General features: G+C 62.8%; 19 protein-coding genes. 9 read left to right on the forward strand and 10 right to left on the reverse strand.

Annotated features, from left to right (window positions below):
* A partial coding sequence (locus tag AB7F41_RS12555; RefSeq protein WP_428406599.1) for a SurA N-terminal domain-containing protein occupies positions 1-417 on the reverse strand: 417 nt, incomplete at its 3' end.
* Positions 418-633: 216 nt separating this feature from the next.
* Here AB7F41_RS12555 and ppk2 point away from each other — a divergent pair.
* On the forward strand, positions 634-1,659 hold the full coding sequence (gene ppk2, locus AB7F41_RS12560) for a polyphosphate kinase 2 (RefSeq protein ID WP_428381847.1): 1,026 nt from the start codon (positions 634-636) through the stop codon (positions 1,657-1,659).
* Between the two features lie 17 nt (positions 1,660-1,676).
* On the opposite strand, the gene AB7F41_RS12565 is transcribed toward ppk2, so the two are convergent.
* Positions 1,677-2,225 carry a hypothetical protein gene (locus AB7F41_RS12565; protein ID WP_428381848.1) on the reverse strand — a complete coding sequence of 183 codons (549 nt, stop codon included), beginning with the start codon at positions 2,223-2,225 and terminating at the stop codon, positions 1,677-1,679.
* 248 nt (positions 2,226-2,473) lie between these two features.
* On the opposite strand from AB7F41_RS12565, the gene AB7F41_RS12570 reads away from it, so the two are divergent.
* Positions 2,474-2,893 (forward strand): ferritin-like domain-containing protein, encoded by a 420-nt coding sequence (locus AB7F41_RS12570; RefSeq protein WP_428381850.1) that lies wholly within the window; start codon positions 2,474-2,476, stop codon positions 2,891-2,893.
* Positions 2,894-2,926: 33 nt separating this feature from the next.
* Here AB7F41_RS12570 and AB7F41_RS12575 read toward each other — a convergent pair whose 3' ends face one another.
* Positions 2,927-3,934 carry a glutaredoxin family protein gene (locus AB7F41_RS12575; protein WP_428381852.1) on the reverse strand — a complete coding sequence of 336 codons (1,008 nt, stop codon included), beginning with the start codon at positions 3,932-3,934 and terminating at the stop codon, positions 2,927-2,929.
* A 465-nt stretch (positions 3,935-4,399) separates the two neighbouring features.
* On the opposite strand from AB7F41_RS12575, the gene AB7F41_RS12580 reads away from it, so the two are divergent.
* Positions 4,400-4,837, forward strand: coding sequence for a hypothetical protein (locus AB7F41_RS12580; protein ID WP_428381854.1), 438 nt, complete (start codon positions 4,400-4,402; stop codon positions 4,835-4,837).
* Positions 4,838-4,849: 12 nt separating this feature from the next.
* Here the strand turns inward: AB7F41_RS12580 and arsB are convergent, their stop codons facing one another.
* The 3 genes from arsB to AB7F41_RS12595 are packed head-to-tail and all read right to left on the reverse strand — an operon-like array spanning position 4,850 to position 6,774.
* Entirely contained in the window at positions 4,850-5,908 is a 1,059-nt protein-coding gene (gene arsB / locus AB7F41_RS12585) for an ACR3 family arsenite efflux transporter (RefSeq protein ID WP_428381856.1), read from the reverse strand.
* Between the two features lie 3 nt (positions 5,909-5,911).
* Positions 5,912-6,439: an arsenate reductase ArsC gene (locus AB7F41_RS12590; protein WP_428381857.1), complete on the reverse strand. Its 528-nt coding sequence runs from the start codon at positions 6,437-6,439 to the stop codon at positions 5,912-5,914.
* On the reverse strand, positions 6,436-6,774 hold the full coding sequence (locus AB7F41_RS12595) for an ArsR/SmtB family transcription factor (RefSeq protein ID WP_428381859.1): 339 nt from the start codon (positions 6,772-6,774) through the stop codon (positions 6,436-6,438). The genes AB7F41_RS12590 and AB7F41_RS12595 overlap by 4 nt, the downstream gene beginning before the upstream one ends.
* Positions 6,775-6,891: 117 nt before the next feature.
* Between AB7F41_RS12595 and tpiA the strand changes: the two genes are divergently transcribed.
* The 3 genes from tpiA (at position 6,892) to ndk (ending at position 9,319) form a co-directional block, all read left to right on the forward strand.
* Positions 6,892-7,644, forward strand: coding sequence for a triose-phosphate isomerase (gene tpiA / locus AB7F41_RS12600; RefSeq protein ID WP_428381861.1), 753 nt, complete (start codon positions 6,892-6,894; stop codon positions 7,642-7,644).
* A gap of 94 nt (positions 7,645-7,738) precedes the next feature.
* Entirely contained in the window at positions 7,739-8,839 is a 1,101-nt protein-coding gene (locus AB7F41_RS12605; RefSeq protein WP_428381863.1) for a hypothetical protein, read from the forward strand.
* Between the two features lie 57 nt (positions 8,840-8,896).
* Entirely contained in the window at positions 8,897-9,319 is a 423-nt protein-coding gene (ndk, locus tag AB7F41_RS12610) for a nucleoside-diphosphate kinase (protein ID WP_428381865.1), read from the forward strand.
* Between the two features lie 122 nt (positions 9,320-9,441).
* Here ndk and AB7F41_RS12615 read toward each other — a convergent pair whose 3' ends face one another.
* Genes AB7F41_RS12615 through purM form a run of 3 tightly spaced genes read right to left on the reverse strand, consistent with a single transcriptional unit; the run spans position 9,442 to position 11,878 of the window.
* Positions 9,442-10,149 carry a glutathione S-transferase family protein gene (locus AB7F41_RS12615; protein WP_428381866.1) on the reverse strand — a complete coding sequence of 236 codons (708 nt, stop codon included), beginning with the start codon at positions 10,147-10,149 and terminating at the stop codon, positions 9,442-9,444.
* On the reverse strand, positions 10,146-10,817 hold the full coding sequence (gene purN, locus AB7F41_RS12620) for a phosphoribosylglycinamide formyltransferase (protein WP_428381867.1): 672 nt from the start codon (positions 10,815-10,817) through the stop codon (positions 10,146-10,148). Before purN ends, AB7F41_RS12615 begins: the two co-directional genes overlap by 4 nt.
* Complete coding sequence (gene purM / locus AB7F41_RS12625) at positions 10,814-11,878, reverse strand: phosphoribosylformylglycinamidine cyclo-ligase (RefSeq protein ID WP_428381869.1); 1,065 nt, start codon at positions 11,876-11,878, stop codon at positions 10,814-10,816. Before purM ends, purN begins: the two co-directional genes overlap by 4 nt.
* A gap of 149 nt (positions 11,879-12,027) precedes the next feature.
* Between purM and AB7F41_RS12630 the strand changes: the two genes are divergently transcribed.
* The 3 genes from AB7F41_RS12630 to AB7F41_RS12640 all read left to right on the forward strand — a co-directional run bounded on the left by AB7F41_RS12630 (position 12,028) and on the right by AB7F41_RS12640 (position 15,819).
* Positions 12,028-13,101 carry a hypothetical protein gene (locus tag AB7F41_RS12630; protein WP_428381871.1) on the forward strand — a complete coding sequence of 358 codons (1,074 nt, stop codon included), beginning with the start codon at positions 12,028-12,030 and terminating at the stop codon, positions 13,099-13,101.
* A gap of 196 nt (positions 13,102-13,297) precedes the next feature.
* On the forward strand, positions 13,298-14,014 hold the full coding sequence (locus AB7F41_RS12635) for a DUF1013 domain-containing protein (RefSeq protein WP_428381873.1): 717 nt from the start codon (positions 13,298-13,300) through the stop codon (positions 14,012-14,014).
* 146 nt (positions 14,015-14,160) lie between these two features.
* Positions 14,161-15,819: an acyl-CoA synthetase gene (locus AB7F41_RS12640; protein ID WP_428381874.1), complete on the forward strand. Its 1,659-nt coding sequence runs from the start codon at positions 14,161-14,163 to the stop codon at positions 15,817-15,819.
* Positions 15,820-15,944: 125 nt separating this feature from the next.
* On the opposite strand, the gene AB7F41_RS12645 is transcribed toward AB7F41_RS12640, so the two are convergent.
* On the reverse strand, positions 15,945-16,112 hold the full coding sequence (locus AB7F41_RS12645; RefSeq protein WP_428381876.1) for a hypothetical protein: 168 nt from the start codon (positions 16,110-16,112) through the stop codon (positions 15,945-15,947).
* Between the last annotated feature and the right edge of the window lie 251 nt (positions 16,113-16,363).

Raw genomic sequence — 16,363 nt, forward strand, 5'->3', positions numbered from 1 at the left:
TTCCGATCTGTCGAATTTGCCGTCGGCGCCCTGAAACACTTTTTCCGACGCCAGCAGACGCTGAACAGTCTCGTCGCTCATCGCCAATCCGAGCTGCCCCGCCTCCTGATCGAGTGCGACTTCGGTGATCAGGCGCTCGAGGATCTGCAGGTCCAATCCCGACTGATGCGCTTCCTCATTGGTGATCGCGCGCCGCATGCGCTGTTGAATTCGGCGAAGCTCGTTCTGATAGGCGTTGCGGTAGGCGTCGATGGAGACTTCGCCGCCGCCGACTCGGGCCAGCCGCTGGCTCGTCATGCCGCGAAACACGTCTCCGACGCCCCAGATCGCAAAACTGATCACAATGACGCCCATCACCAGCGCCATGATGGCGCGGCCGATCCAGTTCTGCGAGGCGACGCGCAGGCCTTCTAACATGAGTATTGCTTCCTTGGGTGCGTTTTGAGCCGGCTTCCCGGTCTTGGCGGCGGACTATAGGGAGGGGGCGGGCATGTGGCAATGCGCCGGCCGATGGGGTCGGCTCCGCGTCGAAATGAGTTCTTGCCTTGATTCTTGAAAGCCAGCACTTTTGAGCGCTGCGCGGCCGCTTCGGCTTTCGGAAGCGGTCGGGCGCTATCCTAAAGGAACTTCGACATGGACGAAACCGCCGAAGCAGTCGCCAAAGCCGCGGCGGAGCCAAGGGTCGAGGCCGAGGCCGTCGTCGTTCCGCACGCCCGGACCGTCAGCCGCGCGCCGCAGCCCCATGTGGAGCCGCGTGTGCAGCCCCATGGCCAGCAGCAGGACGTCCGGCGGCTGCGCACGGATTCCGAAGCGATCCGAAGGGCGTTCGAATCCGGGGAGTTTCCCTACAAGACCCGCCTGAGCGAGAAGATCTATCTGCGGCACATGCAGCCGCTCCAGGTCGAGCTGCTGAAGGCGCAAAGCTGGGTCAAGGAGACGGGCCAACGGATCGTGCTGCTGTTTGAAGGGCGGGACGCCGCGGGCAAGGGCGGCACCATCAAGCGCTTCATGGAGCATCTTAATCCGCGCGGCGCGCGGGTCGTCGCGCTGGAGAAGCCTTCCGAGCGCGAGCGCACGCAATGGTATTTCCAGCGCTACGTTCAGCACCTGCCGGCGGCGGGAGAAATCGTCTTCTTCGATCGATCCTGGTACAATCGCGCCGGCGTCGAACGCGTCATGAATTTCTGCACGCCGAACGAATATCTCGACTTCATGCGCCAATGTCCCGACCTCGAGCGCATGTTCGTCAGCTCGGGCGTTCGCCTTTACAAATACTGGTTTTCGGTGACGCGCGAGGAGCAGCAGCGCAGATTTCATTCGCGGATGAACGATCCGCTCAAGCAGTGGAAACTGTCGCTGATCGATCGCGCGTCAATGGACAAGTGGGACGACTACACCGAGGCGAAGGAGGCGATGTTCTTCTTCACCGACACCGCGGACGCCCCCTGGGTCGTGATCAAGTCGGACGACAAGAAGCGCGCGCGCCTGAATTGCATGCAGCACTTTTTGTCGAGCCTGGATTATCCGAACAAGGAGCACAGCGTCGTGCACGGGCCGGACCCGCTTATTGTCGGGTCCAGCGCGCATGTCATCGGCCGCGACGAGCACATTTTAGGCAAGTCGCTCGCAATGGATATCGAGAAGAAGCGCAAGCGCTAGCGCGCGACGCCGACCCTTCAGGCGGCCACGACATGCGCATGCACGTCCCGCCCGGAGTGCCGCGTCAAAATCTGCTTGGCCTTCCGTTCGCGCTCAGCGTCCCGCGTCAGTACCCAGAGCAGCAGACCGCCGTGGCGAAGCTGTTCCTCCAGATGTTTTGCGTGATGTTCGCCGATGAGCTTGGCCAGCGCCGCGCCGAGCACGCCAGCGCTTCCGCCCGCGATCAGCGCGCCCGCAATCACCGTCGCCAATGAGCCGCCCGAGGCGAAAATGGCGCTGATGGCCGCGCCGGCGCCGACATACACCAGGCCCCCGATCACGCCGCCTTCCGCGTCGCCGATCGATTCCGTGGAAACGTAATGCGTGCGCGGCGCGGCGCTCTCGTCTTCGAGTTCCGTGACCTTCTTGTATTTATGTCCGAGTTTCTCGTCGACGGCGTCCTCGCTTGCGAGCAGGCTGATCTCCGCGCGATCAAAGCCCGACGTCATCAACTCGTCGATGGCGGCCTGAAGCGAATCGGCGTCTTTGAACACGCCCACGACTTCGCGTTCCTCATCGGTCGTCATCGCCGCGTCTCCTTGAAACAAACTATCGTTCAGCGCGCGCTGCACGCTCCCTTGAGGGATATGGGCCACGCTTACGAAATTCAAGCGCGCGGCGCGTCGATCGCCGCAAGCCGCGCCGTGACGAATCGACGCTCTCGCCTTCGCATTTTCGGTCGAACCTTTCGCTGTACCGAATACGACGCCTACTTGGCCTCGAGCGCATCGCCGCCCATCTAAGTAGAAACGTCGCTGAGAAAGGAGCATGCGACATGGACGTCGAAGACAAGACAATCGAAGCGCTACGCGAGGCGCTGGACGATGAATATAAGGCGCGCGCGACCTACCAGAGCGTCATCGACCGGTTCGGGCCGGTCAGACCTTTCGTAAACATCATCGAAGCCGAGGAGCGTCACGCAAGCGCGCTTCTCCACCTTTTCGAACGCTACGGCGTTGAGCCGCCGAAGGACAGATGGGCTGGACGGGTTTCAGCGCCATCCAGTCTCGCAGCGGCGTGCCAGGCGGGCGTCGACGCCGAGATCGAGAACGCCGCCATGTACGAGCGGCTGCTGGCGCAAGTCAGCGACGCGCGCGTGCGCGGCGTGTTGATGCGCCTGCAGGAGGCTTCGCAACAGCGCCACCTTCCGGCGTTCCGGCGCTGCGCGGAGCGCAGATCTGGCCGCGCGTGCTGAGCTGAGATTTTCGAAGAGCGCGTCGCTTTTTTCTCAGCGCGCAAGCATCCAGCCGCCAAGCGCAATGAGAACGATTCCGCCGATCGCGCGGCTGATCGCGGCGTAGCGGGTATTGACGATTTTCTGCACGGCGAAGGCCGCCAGCCCGAAGATGATCAGATCGTCAAGCATGAAGAACACGACATAGAGGCCGATGTAGGCATAGTGCAGAGCGATCGGCAGATCGGTCAAAGCGAGCAAGTGCGTGTAGATCGCCGGCAGCGCCGCTGAGCAGATGAATTCGATCGCGTTCACCGCAAAGGCGAGCGCGATCACCATGAGCAGGCTTGCGATTCCCACGGGGGCGGCGACGATCTCGCGCCCCCATCGCATGGTGCGCTGGCGTTGCGCGAGATCGCCGACGTCGCAGACCGCCTCGCCGCGCGTCGCAGCGAGGCCGACGAGATGATCGAGGCCGAAACCGATCGCTGTTAGCGCGATGAGCCGCGTGAGCGGGCGGATGTATCCAATGAACAGAAAAGTGTTCAGCCACGCGGTCATGAACAGGAAATACAGGATCCCTGAAGAGAGCACGAACGTGCCGACAAGCCACCAGATTTTTCGCCGGTCCTGAATGCTCACGATGAGAGAGATCAGATAGATCAGCACCCACATCGCGCATGGATTGAACCCATCTGACAGGCCCATCAACGCTGTCAGCGCGAGAAGAGAATGATGCGTCGGATCGATCTCGCCGACGAACGGGACGACGATTTTCGACTGGGCGGCGCGTTGCGCGACAGCATCCTGCTCGGAAAGCATCGCAAGAATTTCGCGCCCCGTCTTATCCGCTGAATCGAAGCCGATGACATAACGCGAGCCGCGCACGATGAGCGGCACGGCGGGATCTTCTATGCCGTAGCGCTTTACGACTTTTTGAAAGAGCGCCTCGCTCGACGGCTTCGAAATGTCGTGCAGCACATAAGCCGTTCCGCGCTGCTGTTTCAAAAACGCGATGGCCTCATGGCAATGCGGACAATCCGGCGAGAAAAACACATGCATCCGGCCATCTTCTCGCCATTCGGTTTGCGTAGGCGTTGGTTCGTGCTGCTGTGCGAAATGCAGCCACGCATAGGCTAGGCCAAGGAGAAGGAAAAGCGCTATGCGGAACGGCAGGAGTCTCAAGTTGGCTCCTCTGCGAGAGTGGAGTCGAACTTAGCAGACTTCGGGAGTGGATCAGTCGTGGCTGTGACGGTCTGTTCTGAGTGTTGGGTTGAGCTCACGCTGTTAGGGCTCAATCTGTATCCGACAAGCGTTATCTTCAAAAAAATTTAACCACAAAGTTAAGGCTCGGCTTGCACTGTAGATAACGCTTGTTTTAAAAATGGAACGCTGAAGCTGGAAGAGGCGCGATTCGTAGCCCTTCCCCTTCCCGAAGGGCCCGAGACATGCGCTCGGTCGACTGAGCCCTGACAGCCATTTGGCGGCGCGGCCGCCCCTCATCGAGCGCCCCAAAAAGGAAGTCCTATGCTGCGATCTCTCGGTCTTGCAGGAATGATGACGGCTGTACTTTTGACGGGCCAAGCCAAAGCTTTCGACGTCATGGAGCCGGATTACGGCGGACGCGTCGAAAAATATGAAGCCAGACTGGCGCGGGCGCAGGCGCGGGGCGAGCCTATCCGGATCGGCCCGACGGAATGCGATTCCTCATGCACGCTCTATCTGGCCAATCCTCATTCATGCGTGTCCGAAAGCGCGGTCTTCGGCTTCCATGCGCCCTGGTTCGGCGGGCCCGACGGGGGCGTCGTCGATCCTCGCATGACCGCCGTCTTCGCATCGCATTATAAGCCCGGCTTGCGGCGCATCTTCATGGCGCATGTCCGCCGCCACGGCCATCATGCGCCCGGGCCGATGCTGCGCATTACCGGCCGGCAGCTCGCGGCATACGGCTACCGCCTCTGCTAAGCGCAAAGCGGCTCAATTGGGCGCGGAGACTCGATCGGCCGATCGCAGCGCGCCGCGCTCGTACCAGCCCTTGCTCCGATTGACGATCCAGACGACGCTCAGCATCACTGGAACTTCAATCAGGACGCCGACCACCGTGGCGAGCGCCGCGCCGGACTCGAAGCCGAAGAGGCTGATCGCCGCGGCCACCGCCAGTTCGAAGAAATTGCTCGCCCCGATCAACGCCGAAGGGCCGGCGACGCAATGCGCCTCGCCCGCCGCGCGATTGAGCAGATAGGCGAGCCCGGCGTTGAAATAGACCTGAATGAGGATGGGCGCCGCGAGCATGGCGATGATCGCCGGCTGGCGGATGATCTGTTCTCCCTGAAACCCGAACAGCAGAACCAGCGTCGCGAGCAGCGCGACGAGCGAAGCGGGGCCGATCCGCGCGAGCGTCTGCGCCAGACGATTCTCGCCGCCCGCCGCCAGCAGCCTTTTGCGCGCGATCTGAGCGACGATCACCGGAACGACGATATAGAGCACGACAGAAAGAAACAGCGTGTTCCACGGCACGACGATCGACGACAGCCCAAGCAGCAGCCCGACGATCGGCGCGAAAGCGACGATCATGATGGCGTCATTGAGCGCCACCTGGCTCAGCGTGAAATGCGGCTCGCCCTTGGTGAGATTCGACCACACGAACACCATGGCGGTGCAGGGCGCCGCGGCGAGCAGGATCAGCCCGGCGATATAAGAGTCGATCTGGTCAGCTGGCAGATAGGGTCGAAACAGATAGCCAATGAAAATCCATCCGAGCAGCGCCATCGAAAAGGGCTTCACCGCCCAATTCACGGCGAGCGTGACGCCGATCCCGCGCCAGTGACGGCCGACTTCGGCAAGGGCGGCGAAGTCGATCCGCATCAGCATCGGCGTGATCATCAGCCAGATCAGCGCCGCGACGGGCAAATTCACCTTGGCGATCTCGATCGCGCCAATTGCATGAAAGACGCCAGGCAGAAAATGGCCCAGGGCGACGCCGGTGACGATGCAAAGCGCCACCCAAAGCGAAAGATAACGTTCGAAGATGGTCAATGCTTACTCCGCGACGGCGTTTGGGGAGGTTGCGCCTTCCATCTCGCCGATCTCGCTCAGGCGGCGGCTGATGGCGAGGCGGTCGAGGCGATGCAGCGGAATTGCGCAGAACTGATCGACGCGATTGCGCAGATAGCGAAAGGCGGTGGCGAAGGCCCGCTGCTTGTCGATGTCGCCGCCGTCCACGGCGGCCGGATCTTCGATGCCCCAATGCGCCGTCATCGGCTGACCGGGCCAGGCGGGGCAGATTTCGCCAGCTGCGCTGTCGCAGACGGTGAAGACGAAATCCATGCGGGGCGCGTCCGGTCCGGCAAAGGCGTCCCAGCTCTTTGAGCTATAGCCCTCGGTCGGCAGGCCCATCGTCTCCAGCGTTTTGAGCGCGTAAGGATTGACCGCGCCCTTCGGATGGCTGCCTGCGGAAAAGGCGTTGAAGCGGCCGGCGCCGCGCGCGCGCAACAACGCTTCGGCCATGATCGATCGGGCGCTGTTTCCGGTGCACAGGAACAGCACGTTGTATATCCTGTCGGTCATTCGTGAGACTCACATTTGAGGCGTGACAGCGTTTCGGCGGGCGCGCAGGGCGCGCCGCCGCAACAATCTTCGGCAAGAAAGCGCGCCAGCGCATTGAGCTGGGACAGATCGGCTCGATAGACGATGCTGCGGCCGGAGCGGGCGCTCATCACGAGCTTGGCCCGAGACAGGACATTGAGATGGGCTGAAAGCGTGTTCTGCGGAACGCACAACGCGCGCGCGACATCGCCGGCGGCGAGTCCTTTAGGCTCATGCCGGACGAGCAGCCGGAACGCCTCGAGTCGAGTCGGCTGAGATAGCGCTGAAAGACAGGCGAGGGCCGCAACTATTTCCATAATTCTAGATATATCGAATTAAATGACGAGCCAATGACAAATCCGCGCTAAGATGTCGGCGCATTGTTGCAAGGCGTCGTCTCTGCTACCCAAGCTCATTGTCAGGGAGCATTTCACATGACCCGCCGCCCGCTCGTCGCCGGAAATTGGAAAATGAACGGGCTATGCGCCGCGCTCCCTGAGATCGAGGCGATGGGCGCCGCCTATGACGACGCGTTGCGCGACAGAGCCGAGCTGATCGTCTGCCCGCCGGCCACGCTGCTTGCGCTCGCCTGCGAGGTGACGACGCGGGGCGGCTTGGGCCTCGGCGCGCAGGATTGCGCCGTCGCCCCGCGGGGGGCCCACACAGGCGATATTTCCGCGGAAATGCTCAAGGACGTCGGCGCATCCTATGTCATCGTCGGACATAGCGAACGGCGTGCGGATCACCGCGAGACCGACGCCGACGTGCACGCGAAGGCGGCCGCCGCTCTGCGCGCCGGCCTGACGCCGATCATTTGCGTCGGCGAAACGCGCGCGGAGCGCGATGCGGGCGATGCGTTGAGAGTCGTCGGCGCGCAGATCGAGAGTTCTCTCCCTTCCAGCGCCCCCGCGCATATCGTCGTCGCCTATGAGCCGGTGTGGGCGATCGGCACGGGCCTGACGCCGACGGTCGGGGACGTCGCCGAAATGCACGCCTTTGCGCGCGAGCGGATCGAGGCCCGGCTCGGCGGCGGCAAGAGTCTCCGCATTCGTATTCTCTACGGGGGCTCGGTGAAGCCGTCGAACGCCCGCGAATTGATGCATGTCGCCAATGTCGACGGCGCGCTTGTCGGCGGCGCGAGCTTGACGGCGACCGATTTTATCGGCGTCGCCAGCGCCTATCGCTGAGCGAATTGGTGGACAATCGGATCGCGGCCGATAAATTCCTCCGGTTGGAGAAGGCGGGGTTTCTCTAAAGTCATTGGATCAGGGGGGGCATGCGATGAGCCCGAACAATTTCGGCGTCATTCAATTTGTCAAAGAAGACCGCGTCTATTCCGGTTCGCGGTTCAGCGAAGTGCGCGACGCAGTATTCGCCAATCCCTATCAGAAGGTTTGGGGCGCGCCGGGAGAGCCGCCGCTTCCCTTCGTGATGCCGACCTTCCTCGACATGTTGCGCGCGCTATGGAAGGGCAGGCACTTTCTGACGCAGGCCGCCGAGCGATCGGTCGACGCGCGCAGCGACTTGAGGTGGGGGCCCGACAAACAAGGATTCAGGCGCATCGTGCATCCCTGGGGCGTCGTTCTGACGGGACTGTGGGAAATCACCGAAGACAGCGGCTACACCGGCTATTTTCAGAAGGGCGCCAAGGCGCTCGTCGTCGCCCGCTACTCCAACGGCGGCGCGGTGCATCGGGGCAAGCCGCGCGGGCAGGGCGTCGCCGGCAAGCTTTTCCCGACGACCGCCCCGAACCATGAAGAGCTGCTGCAGACGGCGAACTTCTTCACCATCGACGACATCGTCGGCGCGTCGACGCGCCACATCAATGACGTCGAATTCGTAAACGCGCCCAATGTCACGCTTTCGAATGACTGGAGAACGGCGCCGATCGTCATGGCGGCGGGCATCGCATTCGCGCGTGCCGACAAGGACCCGACAGAGCGCCAGCTCCACGAAATCGCCGAACTCGGCAAGCCCGGCGACGTTTCGACGCGCGCGCCGCGCTTCATGCGCCTGAAGCTCGCGCCCGGCCATCCCCGCATTGAAGGAGAGGGCCTCGATTCACGCGACGAATTGCTGGCGATGATGTTCGACAAGGGCGATCCCGCGCCCAAGCGCAACATCGCCTTCACGATTGAAGTCACCGACGACGGCGAAGTGACCGGCCGCACCGGATTCAAGAAAGGGGCGTTCCGGAACTGGCGACGGATCGGGACGCTGACGTTCGACAACGCCGTCGTCTCCTACAACGGCGATCGCGTCTTGCATTTCCACCATCCGAATTGGCGCATTGATCGCAACGATCCGGCGACGACCTTCCGGCCGGCGCCAAAGGGGGGCGAGGCGGACAAGGCGCAAGCGGTAGGCTTGCCGCTTCGCTGACCGACCGATATAAGCGCGGCGCCTGACCAAACTCCAACGACGAGGCGATGCGCTCCTATGGCGATCGAACGCACTTTTTCCATCATCAAGCCCGACGCGACGAAGCGCAATCTCACCGGCAAAATCAATGCGCTGATCGAGGACGCGGGCCTGCGCATCGTCGCCCAGAAGCGGATCCGCATGACGCGCGAACAGGCGGAGACCTTTTACGCCGTGCATAAGGAGCGCCCCTTTTTCGGCGAACTGGTCGATTTCATGATTTCCGAGCCGGTCGTCGTGCAGGCGCTCGAAGGCGAGAACGCCATCGCGCGCTATCGCGAAGTCATGGGCGCGACGAATCCGGCGAACGCCGCGCCGGGGACAATTCGCAAGGAACATGCGCTGAGCGTTGGCGAGAATTCGGTGCACGGCTCCGACGCGCCGGAAACCGCGGCGATGGAAATCGCCCAGTTCTTTTCCGGCAACGAGATCGTCGGCTGAGCTTTTCAATCCTGCCCGCGCGCGTCGCGGGCAGTCCAAAGCCGCATCTATCGTCGCCGTCTCGCGGTTGGTTCGGAGGCATGCCTGTCCGCAGGCGTTTGGGCCGGACCGGCCGGCGCGGCCTATGCGTAGTCCGGAAAATATGTCCGCATCATCCTGTCGCGATAGGCGATGAGACTGGGCTTGGCGAGCGCCGCATCGCGAACGGCGCTTTCCGACATTGGCGATAAGACCGACGCTACGAAGGCGAAGACCGTCGCGTCCGCGCCGCAGGGCGCGTCTCCGAAAAGATAGGGCTTGTCGCCGATCAGCGTCGCCAGCGCTTCGACGTCGCGCACGCCGAGCGCGTCGATCTCTGTCGGACTGTGCCGTCCCATGCCCTGCGCCCAGAGAGACTTGGCGATCCTGCCGCGAATGAACCATTTCGCCAGCGCCCGCACGGGGATCGGCACGCTCTCGAAAAAGCGCGCCGGACCGCGCGCGAAATTGGCGTCGTCCATCCAGCGCATATGAACGATGATCCAGTAGAAATGCTCTTCACAGGTTTTCTCGACGCACCAGCCGACGGCTTTTTGTTCGTCGCTGAGATGGGCGTCGAAATCCGCGCCGTATTTCTTTTCGAGATGGAAGCGGATGAACGTCGAGTCCGCGACAATGTCCCCGTCGTCATTGATGTAGGGCTGCTTGCCTTTCGGCGCCTTCGCGAAGCCGCGGCGGTCTTCGACGTAATCGAGCCCCGCCATCTTCAAGAGAACCATTGTCTTCGTCACGAAAGGCGATGCGTCCGGCAGCCCGGCCGCGGGCCGAAAACAATAGAGCGTGATGGTCATGCGATCCGTCCAGGCTCCGCAGAGGCCGCGGGAACGATCAGGGCGGCGTCGTGCGGCGTCGGCGCGCCAAGCACCCGATTGCCGTCGACCCTCACCGCGCCGCTTGCGACCAGACGCAGCGCCATCGGATAGATGACATGCTCCTGCGCGAGGACGCGCGCCGCCAGCGTCTGCGGCGTGTCGTCGTCGAGCACAGGCACGGCGGCCTGCGCGACGATGGGTCCTTCATCCATTTCCGGCACGACAAAATGCGCCGTGCAGCCGTGAATCTTCACGCCGTCGGCGAGCGCGCGTTCATGCGTGTCGAGCCCTCGATAGGACGGCAGCAGGGCAGGGTGAATGTTCAGTATGCGCCCGCGCCAAAGGCTCACGAACCACGGCGTGAACATGCGCATGAAGCCGGCCAGGCAAATGAATTCGATGCGATAGGTTTCCAGAACGATCTGCAGTGAACGCTCGAACTCCTCGCGTCCTGCATAAATCTTGTGATCGACCGCGGCGGCCGCGACGCCGGCGGCCTTCGCCTTCGCAAGGCCAGGGGCGTCGGGGCGATTGGAGACGACGAGCGCAATTTCGGCAGGGAAGCTGGGATCTTTGGCCGCGGCGATCAGAGCATCCATATTTGAGCCGCGCCCGGAGATGAGAATCGCGGTGCGCAACCGCGTCACAACTCCAGGGTCCCGCGCGTCACGACCCGTTCCGCGCCGTCCGTCTCGATGATTTCGCCGATGCGTAGCGGCTTCTCGCCCGCGGCGCGCAAGGCGGCTTCGACGTCGTCGGCGTGGGGCTCGGACGCCACCACCGTCATGCCGATTCCGCAGTTGAATGTGCGCAGCATCTCGCTCGGCGCGATCTCTCCCGTTTCCGCGAGCCAGCGGAACACCGGCGGAGGACGGAACGCCGACAGATCGAGCGCGACGCCGAGCCCGTCCGGCAGGACTCGCGGCAGATTTTCTGGAAAGCCGCCGCCGGTGATATGCGCGAGGGCGACGATATGCGGCGTCGCCTTCAAGGCGGCGAGAAGCGGTTTCACATAGATGCGCGTCGGCGTCAGCAGCGCCTTCGCCAGATTGAGGTCGCGCGCGAAAGGCGCGGTTGCGCTCCATGCAAGTCCAGATTGTTTGATCACGCGCCGAACGAGCGAATAGCCGTTGGAATGGACGCCGGAGGAGGGAAGGCCGAAGACGACGTCGCCGGCATGGACGTCGCGCGGCAGAAGGCGATTGCGCTCCGCGGCGCCGACGGCGAATCCGGCGAGATCATAGTCGCCGCGCGAATACAGGCCGGGCATTTCCGCGGTCTCGCCGCCAAGCAAGGCGCAGCCCGCCTCGATGCAGCCGGCGGCGACGCCTTTCACCACAGCGGCTGCGACGTCCGGGTCGAGTTTGCCGGTCGCGTAATAGTCAAGGAAGAAGAGCGGCTCGGCGCCCTGAACGACCAGATCGTTGACGCACATGGCGACAAGATCGATTCCGATCGTGTCGTGCAGGCCGGATTCGGTCGCGATCTTCACCTTGGTGCCGACGCCGTCATTGGCTGCGACGAGCACAGGGTCGGAAAATCCCGCGGCCTTGAGGTCGAACACGCCGCCGAAGCCGCCAATCTCGCCATCGGCGCCGGAGCGCCGCGTCGAACGCACGGCGGGACGGATCATGTCGACGAGCCGAGCGCCCGCGTCGATGTCGACGCCCGCTTCGGCGTAGGTAAGGCCCGAGACTCTCTGTTGCATTTCATCCTTCGCGTGGGGTGCGACCGCGGTTAGATGGGCGCAAGCGGCGGCTGCTGTCAAATTCGCAAGGAAAAGCTACGCTGTTGTGCGTTTGCACAAATTTTTTCGTGGCGCGGCATATTAAGCGTCGCCCCAAAAGGAGAGGCGTCATGAGGTCTCGGTTCACGATTGATGACATCGCGGCGGCCCGCGACGCTGGCGCGATTGACGCCGCGGCGTTCGAGCGTTTGTCGCAATTTCTTGCGTCGCAGCAGGCGGCTGCGGCGGCGCCCTCACAGGCGCCGCGCTACGATTTCGTCAATCTGCTCTGGTACGCGGGCGCGCTGATCGTGCTTGGCGCCATGGGCATGTTCTCGACGACCGCATTCGGCCTCTGGGGCGACAAGGCGTTGCTCCTCACCGCGATCGTTTACGCCGTCATGTTTGCGTCCGCAGGCGCTTATCTTTGGCGCAAGCGCGATCGGACGCCGGGAGGACTGCTCATCGCGTGTGCGGTCGGCATGGCGCCGCTCGCCATCTTCGCGGTGCAATCCATGTTCGACGTCAGCCCGGCCGGCGAGGCGCGCCCCTACCGCGACTTCTACATATGGATCAAGTCGAGCTGGCTGCCGATGGAGCTCGGAACGATCGCCGCGGCTTCGATCGCGCTCATCGCCTTTCCGTTTCCGTTCCTCGTCATGATCATCGCCTTTTCGCTCTGGTTCATGTCGATGGATCTGACGCCCTGGCTGATGGGCGTCGAAGAATTTTCATGGGATCAGCGCGCGACGGTGAGCATGTATTTCGGCCTCGCCATTCTCGCCGCCGCCTGGCTTGTCGACCTCAAGCGTTGGCGGGACGGCGATTTCGCCTTCTGGCTGCATCTTTTCGGGCTGATGGCGTTCTGGGGCGGTCTGACCGCGCAGCACAGCGGGGACGAACTGGGCAAGGCGCTCTACTGCGCGATCAATGTCGCGCTGATCCTTCTGTCGCTCTTCCTGATGCGTCGCGCCTATGCGGTCTTCGGCGCGATCGGCGTCACGACCTATCTCGGCTATCTCGCCAGCAGCGTGTTCAAGGATTCGATCCTTTTCCCCTTCGCGCTTTCGGGAATCGGCGTCCTGCTGATCGTCTTCGGCCTCTTGTTCCACCGCTACGGCGCCGCCATCGGCGAGGCGATCGGGGAGTTGCTTCCAGCGCATCTGCGCGGGCTGCGCCCGGCCCACGCGCGCGAATCGGAATAGGGCCGATCCGCCAGGCTTGCGGGGCCGCCCTGCGGCGGCTCCGCGCGGATTGATTGCGCTTTGGGCGGATGCGGATTATACAGGCGGCATCCCGACATGGACGGCTGTTCTGTGGGTCGCTTGCGCCGCTGGGCGCGGCGCCGGACGTCTCCGCCGTGTCTCGCTCGCTATTTTCTCGAGTCGAGGAGTTTTTGAGATGAGCAACGCCCCGTTGATGCCGAAGGCCACGGCCGTTTGGCTCGTCGAAAATACGTCGCTGACATTCGATCAGATCGCCGATTTCTGCAAATTGCATCCGCTTGAAGTGAAGGGCATCGCCGACGGCGAGGTCGCGGCCGGCATTCGCGGCCATGATCCGATCACCTCGGGACAGCTGACCCGCGAGGAGATCGAAAAGGGCGAGAAGAACTCCGAGCACCGACTCCGCCTTTCGGTCTCCAAAGTCGTCGTGCCCGAGGTCAAGAAGGCGCGCGGTCCGCGCTATACGCCGCTGTCGCGCCGCCAGGATCGTCCGAACGCGATTTTGTGGCTCGTGCGCAATCACCCCGAGCTGAAGGACGCCCAGATCATGCGTCTCGTCGGCACGACGAAGACGACGCTGAAGGCGATCCGCGAGCGGACCCATTGGAATTCCGCCGCGCTGACGCCCATGGATCCTGTGACTCTCGGACTTTGCTCGCAAATCGATCTGGATTTCGAGGTCAATCGCGCGGCGAAGGACAAGCCGGCGGTGGTCGAGGATCAGGGCCAGACGCTGGTTCCCGCGAGCGTCACCACAAGCCCGCGCGCCGAGCCCGCGACGACAGAGGAGGTCTTCGGCAAGTCCACGCCGGCGCCGCGCCAGGAAGAAGAAGACAATTTCGACGCCGATCGGGTGTTCGGCCGGCTGAAGGACGTCGATTTCGGCGAGTGACGGCCGCTGCGCGACTCCGATTGATCGAGCGGAAGCTCGCGCGTATCCTCCCTTGAGAACCTGGGCCGGCGCGCGCACGCCCGCGTCGGCGAGCGTCGCTTTCGCCGCGATCGATTCTCGCGAGGCGAACCTTTGGACTCTCCCTAATGACAGACTCGCCTTACGATCGCGACCTCGAACGAAATCCCGCAAATTTTCAGCCGCTGACTCCGATCACCTTTCTTGAGCGCGCCGCCGCCGTCTTTCCCGATCGCGTGGCGGTCGTGCACGGGCCGCTGCGGCTCAACTATCGGGATTTTTATGCGCGCAGCCGGCGGCTTGCGAGCGCGCTCGAAAAAGCCGGCCTCGGTCGCGGCGACACGATTTCCGTCATGCTGGCCAATACGCCCGCCTTGCTCGAATGCCACTATGGCGTGCCGATGATGCGCGGGGTGCTCAATACGCTGAATACGCGCCTCGACGCCGCAATTCTCGCCTTCACGCTCGATCACGCGGAGACGAAGGCGCTGATCGTCGATCGGGAGTTTTCAGACGTGATCCGCGAGGCGCTGTCGCTTGCGAAAGTGAAGCCGCTGATCATCGACTACAGCGATCCGGAATATGACGGGCCTGGCGCGCCGCTCGGCTCTATCGACTATGAAGATTTCCTGCGCTCGGGCGACGCCGATTATCAATGGTCGCCGCCGCAGGACGAATGGGACGCGATCTCGCTCAATTATACGTCCGGCACGACAGGCGATCCGAAAGGCGTCGTCTATCATCATCGCGGCGCCTATCTTACGGCGCTCGGCAATGTGCTCACCGGCGACATGGGCCGTCACCCGGTCTATCTGTGGACGCTGCCGATGTTCCATTGCAACGGCTGGTGCTTCCCCTGGTCGATCTCCGTCAACGCCGGCACGCATGTCTGTCTGCGGCAGGTTCGGGCCGGCCATATTTATGAGCTGATGGCCGACCATGGCGTCACGCATCTGTGCGGCGCGCCCATCGTCATGTCGACGCTTCTCAACGCCAGCGAATCGGAAAAGAAGCCGCTGAAGCGCGCTGCGCGCTTCTTCACCGCCGCCGCCCCGCCGCCGCAGGCGGTGCTCGCCGGCATGAAGGCCGCGGGCTTCGAGGTCACGCATCTTTATGGGTTGACCGAAACCTACGGCCCTGCCGCGGTCAACGAATGGCAGGACGACTGGGATTCGCTCGAAGGCGCTGCGCAGGCGCAGATGAAGGCGCGGCAGGGCGTGCGTTATCTCGTTCTCGAAGATCTCGACGTGATCGATCCGGACACGATGCAGCCCGTGCCGCGCGACGGCGCGACCATGGGCGAGGTGATGTTCCGCGGAAACGTCGTCATGAAAGGCTATCTGAAGAACAAGACCGCCTCGGAGAAAGCCTTTCACGGCGGCTGGTTTCACTCGGGCGACTTGGGCGTGCGCCATCCCGACGGATATATCCAGCTGAAGGATCGTTCGAAGGACATCATCATTTCGGGCGGCGAGAACATCTCGTCGATCGAGGTCGAAGATGCGCTGTTCCGTCATTCCAAAGTTCGCGCGGCGGCGGTCGTCGCGGCGCCCGACGACAAATGGGGCGAAACGCCCTGCGCCTTCGTCGAGCTCAAGGATGGCGAGGAGGCGACCGCGGAGGAGCTGATCGACTGGACGCGCCAGCACCTGGCGCATTTCAAATGCCCGCGCCACGTCATTTTTTGCGAACTGCCGAAGACGTCGACGGGAAAGATCCGCAAATACGTGCTGCGCGAACGCGCGCGCGAGATGTGGCCGACGAACGCGACGACGGCGTCTCTTTAGCGGATCGCGTCTCTCTAGCGGATAAAGACGCGCCAAAAACAGAGAAGCCAGCAGTCTTCGCGACTGCCGGCTTCGCGTCGAGGGCGGAAGGCCGAAACGTTCCGCGCCCCGCTATTCGCTGTGAATTAGAAGAAGATGCCGAGGCAGCCGCCGGCGAGACCGCCGACAACGGCCGCCGCGATCGTGTTGGGAATGCCGCCAAGCGCGACAGAGGCGAGACCGCCGAGGATGACCGCGCCGATGCCGGCGAAGATGTAGGTGTTCGTGGTGATTTCGAATTCTTTCTCAGCCATCGTTCTTCACTCCTCTTATTTCGTTCCCTGAGTCGCGCCTTATGTGCCGGCGCATTCTCATCCCCATGAGGGCGCGTCATTTCGACGCAGCGGGAGGTTAGCACATGTGGACGGTGAGTCAAACGTGCCTGCGACAGGATGTCGCGGATATAACTATTTGATTAATAATAAATTTCAATGCTTGCCAAGATTTTAGTCGCACAATTGAGAAAAAGAAATTTCGGTTTCGCCACGCTTTCGTGACCGCATTG

The sequence above is a fragment of the Methylocystis sp. genome, from assembly GCF_050251305.1.
Classification (GTDB): Bacteria; Pseudomonadota; Alphaproteobacteria; order Rhizobiales; family Beijerinckiaceae; genus Methylocystis.

Bases quoted from the DNA above. Each gene is read 5' to 3' on its own strand.
- ppk2 (WP_428381847.1), top strand. From the start codon at position 634: ATGGACGAAACCGCCGAAGCAGTCGCCAAAGCCGCGGCGGAGCCAAGG.
- AB7F41_RS12565 (WP_428381848.1), bottom strand. From the start codon at position 2,225: ATGACGACCGATGAGGAACGCGAAGTCGTGGGCGTGTTCAAAGACGCC.
- AB7F41_RS12570 (WP_428381850.1), top strand. From the start codon at position 2,474: ATGGACGTCGAAGACAAGACAATCGAAGCGCTACGCGAGGCGCTGGAC.
- AB7F41_RS12575 (WP_428381852.1), bottom strand. From the start codon at position 3,934: ATGCATGTGTTTTTCTCGCCGGATTGTCCGCATTGCCATGAGGCCATC.
- AB7F41_RS12580 (WP_428381854.1), top strand. From the start codon at position 4,400: ATGCTGCGATCTCTCGGTCTTGCAGGAATGATGACGGCTGTACTTTTG.
- AB7F41_RS12590 (WP_428381857.1), bottom strand. From the start codon at position 6,439: ATGACCGACAGGATATACAACGTGCTGTTCCTGTGCACCGGAAACAGC.
- AB7F41_RS12595 (WP_428381859.1), bottom strand. From the start codon at position 6,774: ATGGAAATAGTTGCGGCCCTCGCCTGTCTTTCAGCGCTATCTCAGCCG.
- tpiA (WP_428381861.1), top strand. From the start codon at position 6,892: ATGACCCGCCGCCCGCTCGTCGCCGGAAATTGGAAAATGAACGGGCTA.
- AB7F41_RS12605 (WP_428381863.1), top strand. From the start codon at position 7,739: ATGAGCCCGAACAATTTCGGCGTCATTCAATTTGTCAAAGAAGACCGC.
- ndk (WP_428381865.1), top strand. From the start codon at position 8,897: ATGGCGATCGAACGCACTTTTTCCATCATCAAGCCCGACGCGACGAAG.
- AB7F41_RS12615 (WP_428381866.1), bottom strand. From the start codon at position 10,149: ATGACCATCACGCTCTATTGTTTTCGGCCCGCGGCCGGGCTGCCGGAC.
- purM (WP_428381869.1), bottom strand. From the start codon at position 11,878: ATGCAACAGAGAGTCTCGGGCCTTACCTACGCCGAAGCGGGCGTCGAC.
- AB7F41_RS12630 (WP_428381871.1), top strand. From the start codon at position 12,028: ATGAGGTCTCGGTTCACGATTGATGACATCGCGGCGGCCCGCGACGCT.
- AB7F41_RS12635 (WP_428381873.1), top strand. From the start codon at position 13,298: ATGAGCAACGCCCCGTTGATGCCGAAGGCCACGGCCGTTTGGCTCGTC.
- AB7F41_RS12640 (WP_428381874.1), top strand. From the start codon at position 14,161: ATGACAGACTCGCCTTACGATCGCGACCTCGAACGAAATCCCGCAAAT.
- AB7F41_RS12645 (WP_428381876.1), bottom strand. From the start codon at position 16,112: ATGGCTGAGAAAGAATTCGAAATCACCACGAACACCTACATCTTCGCC.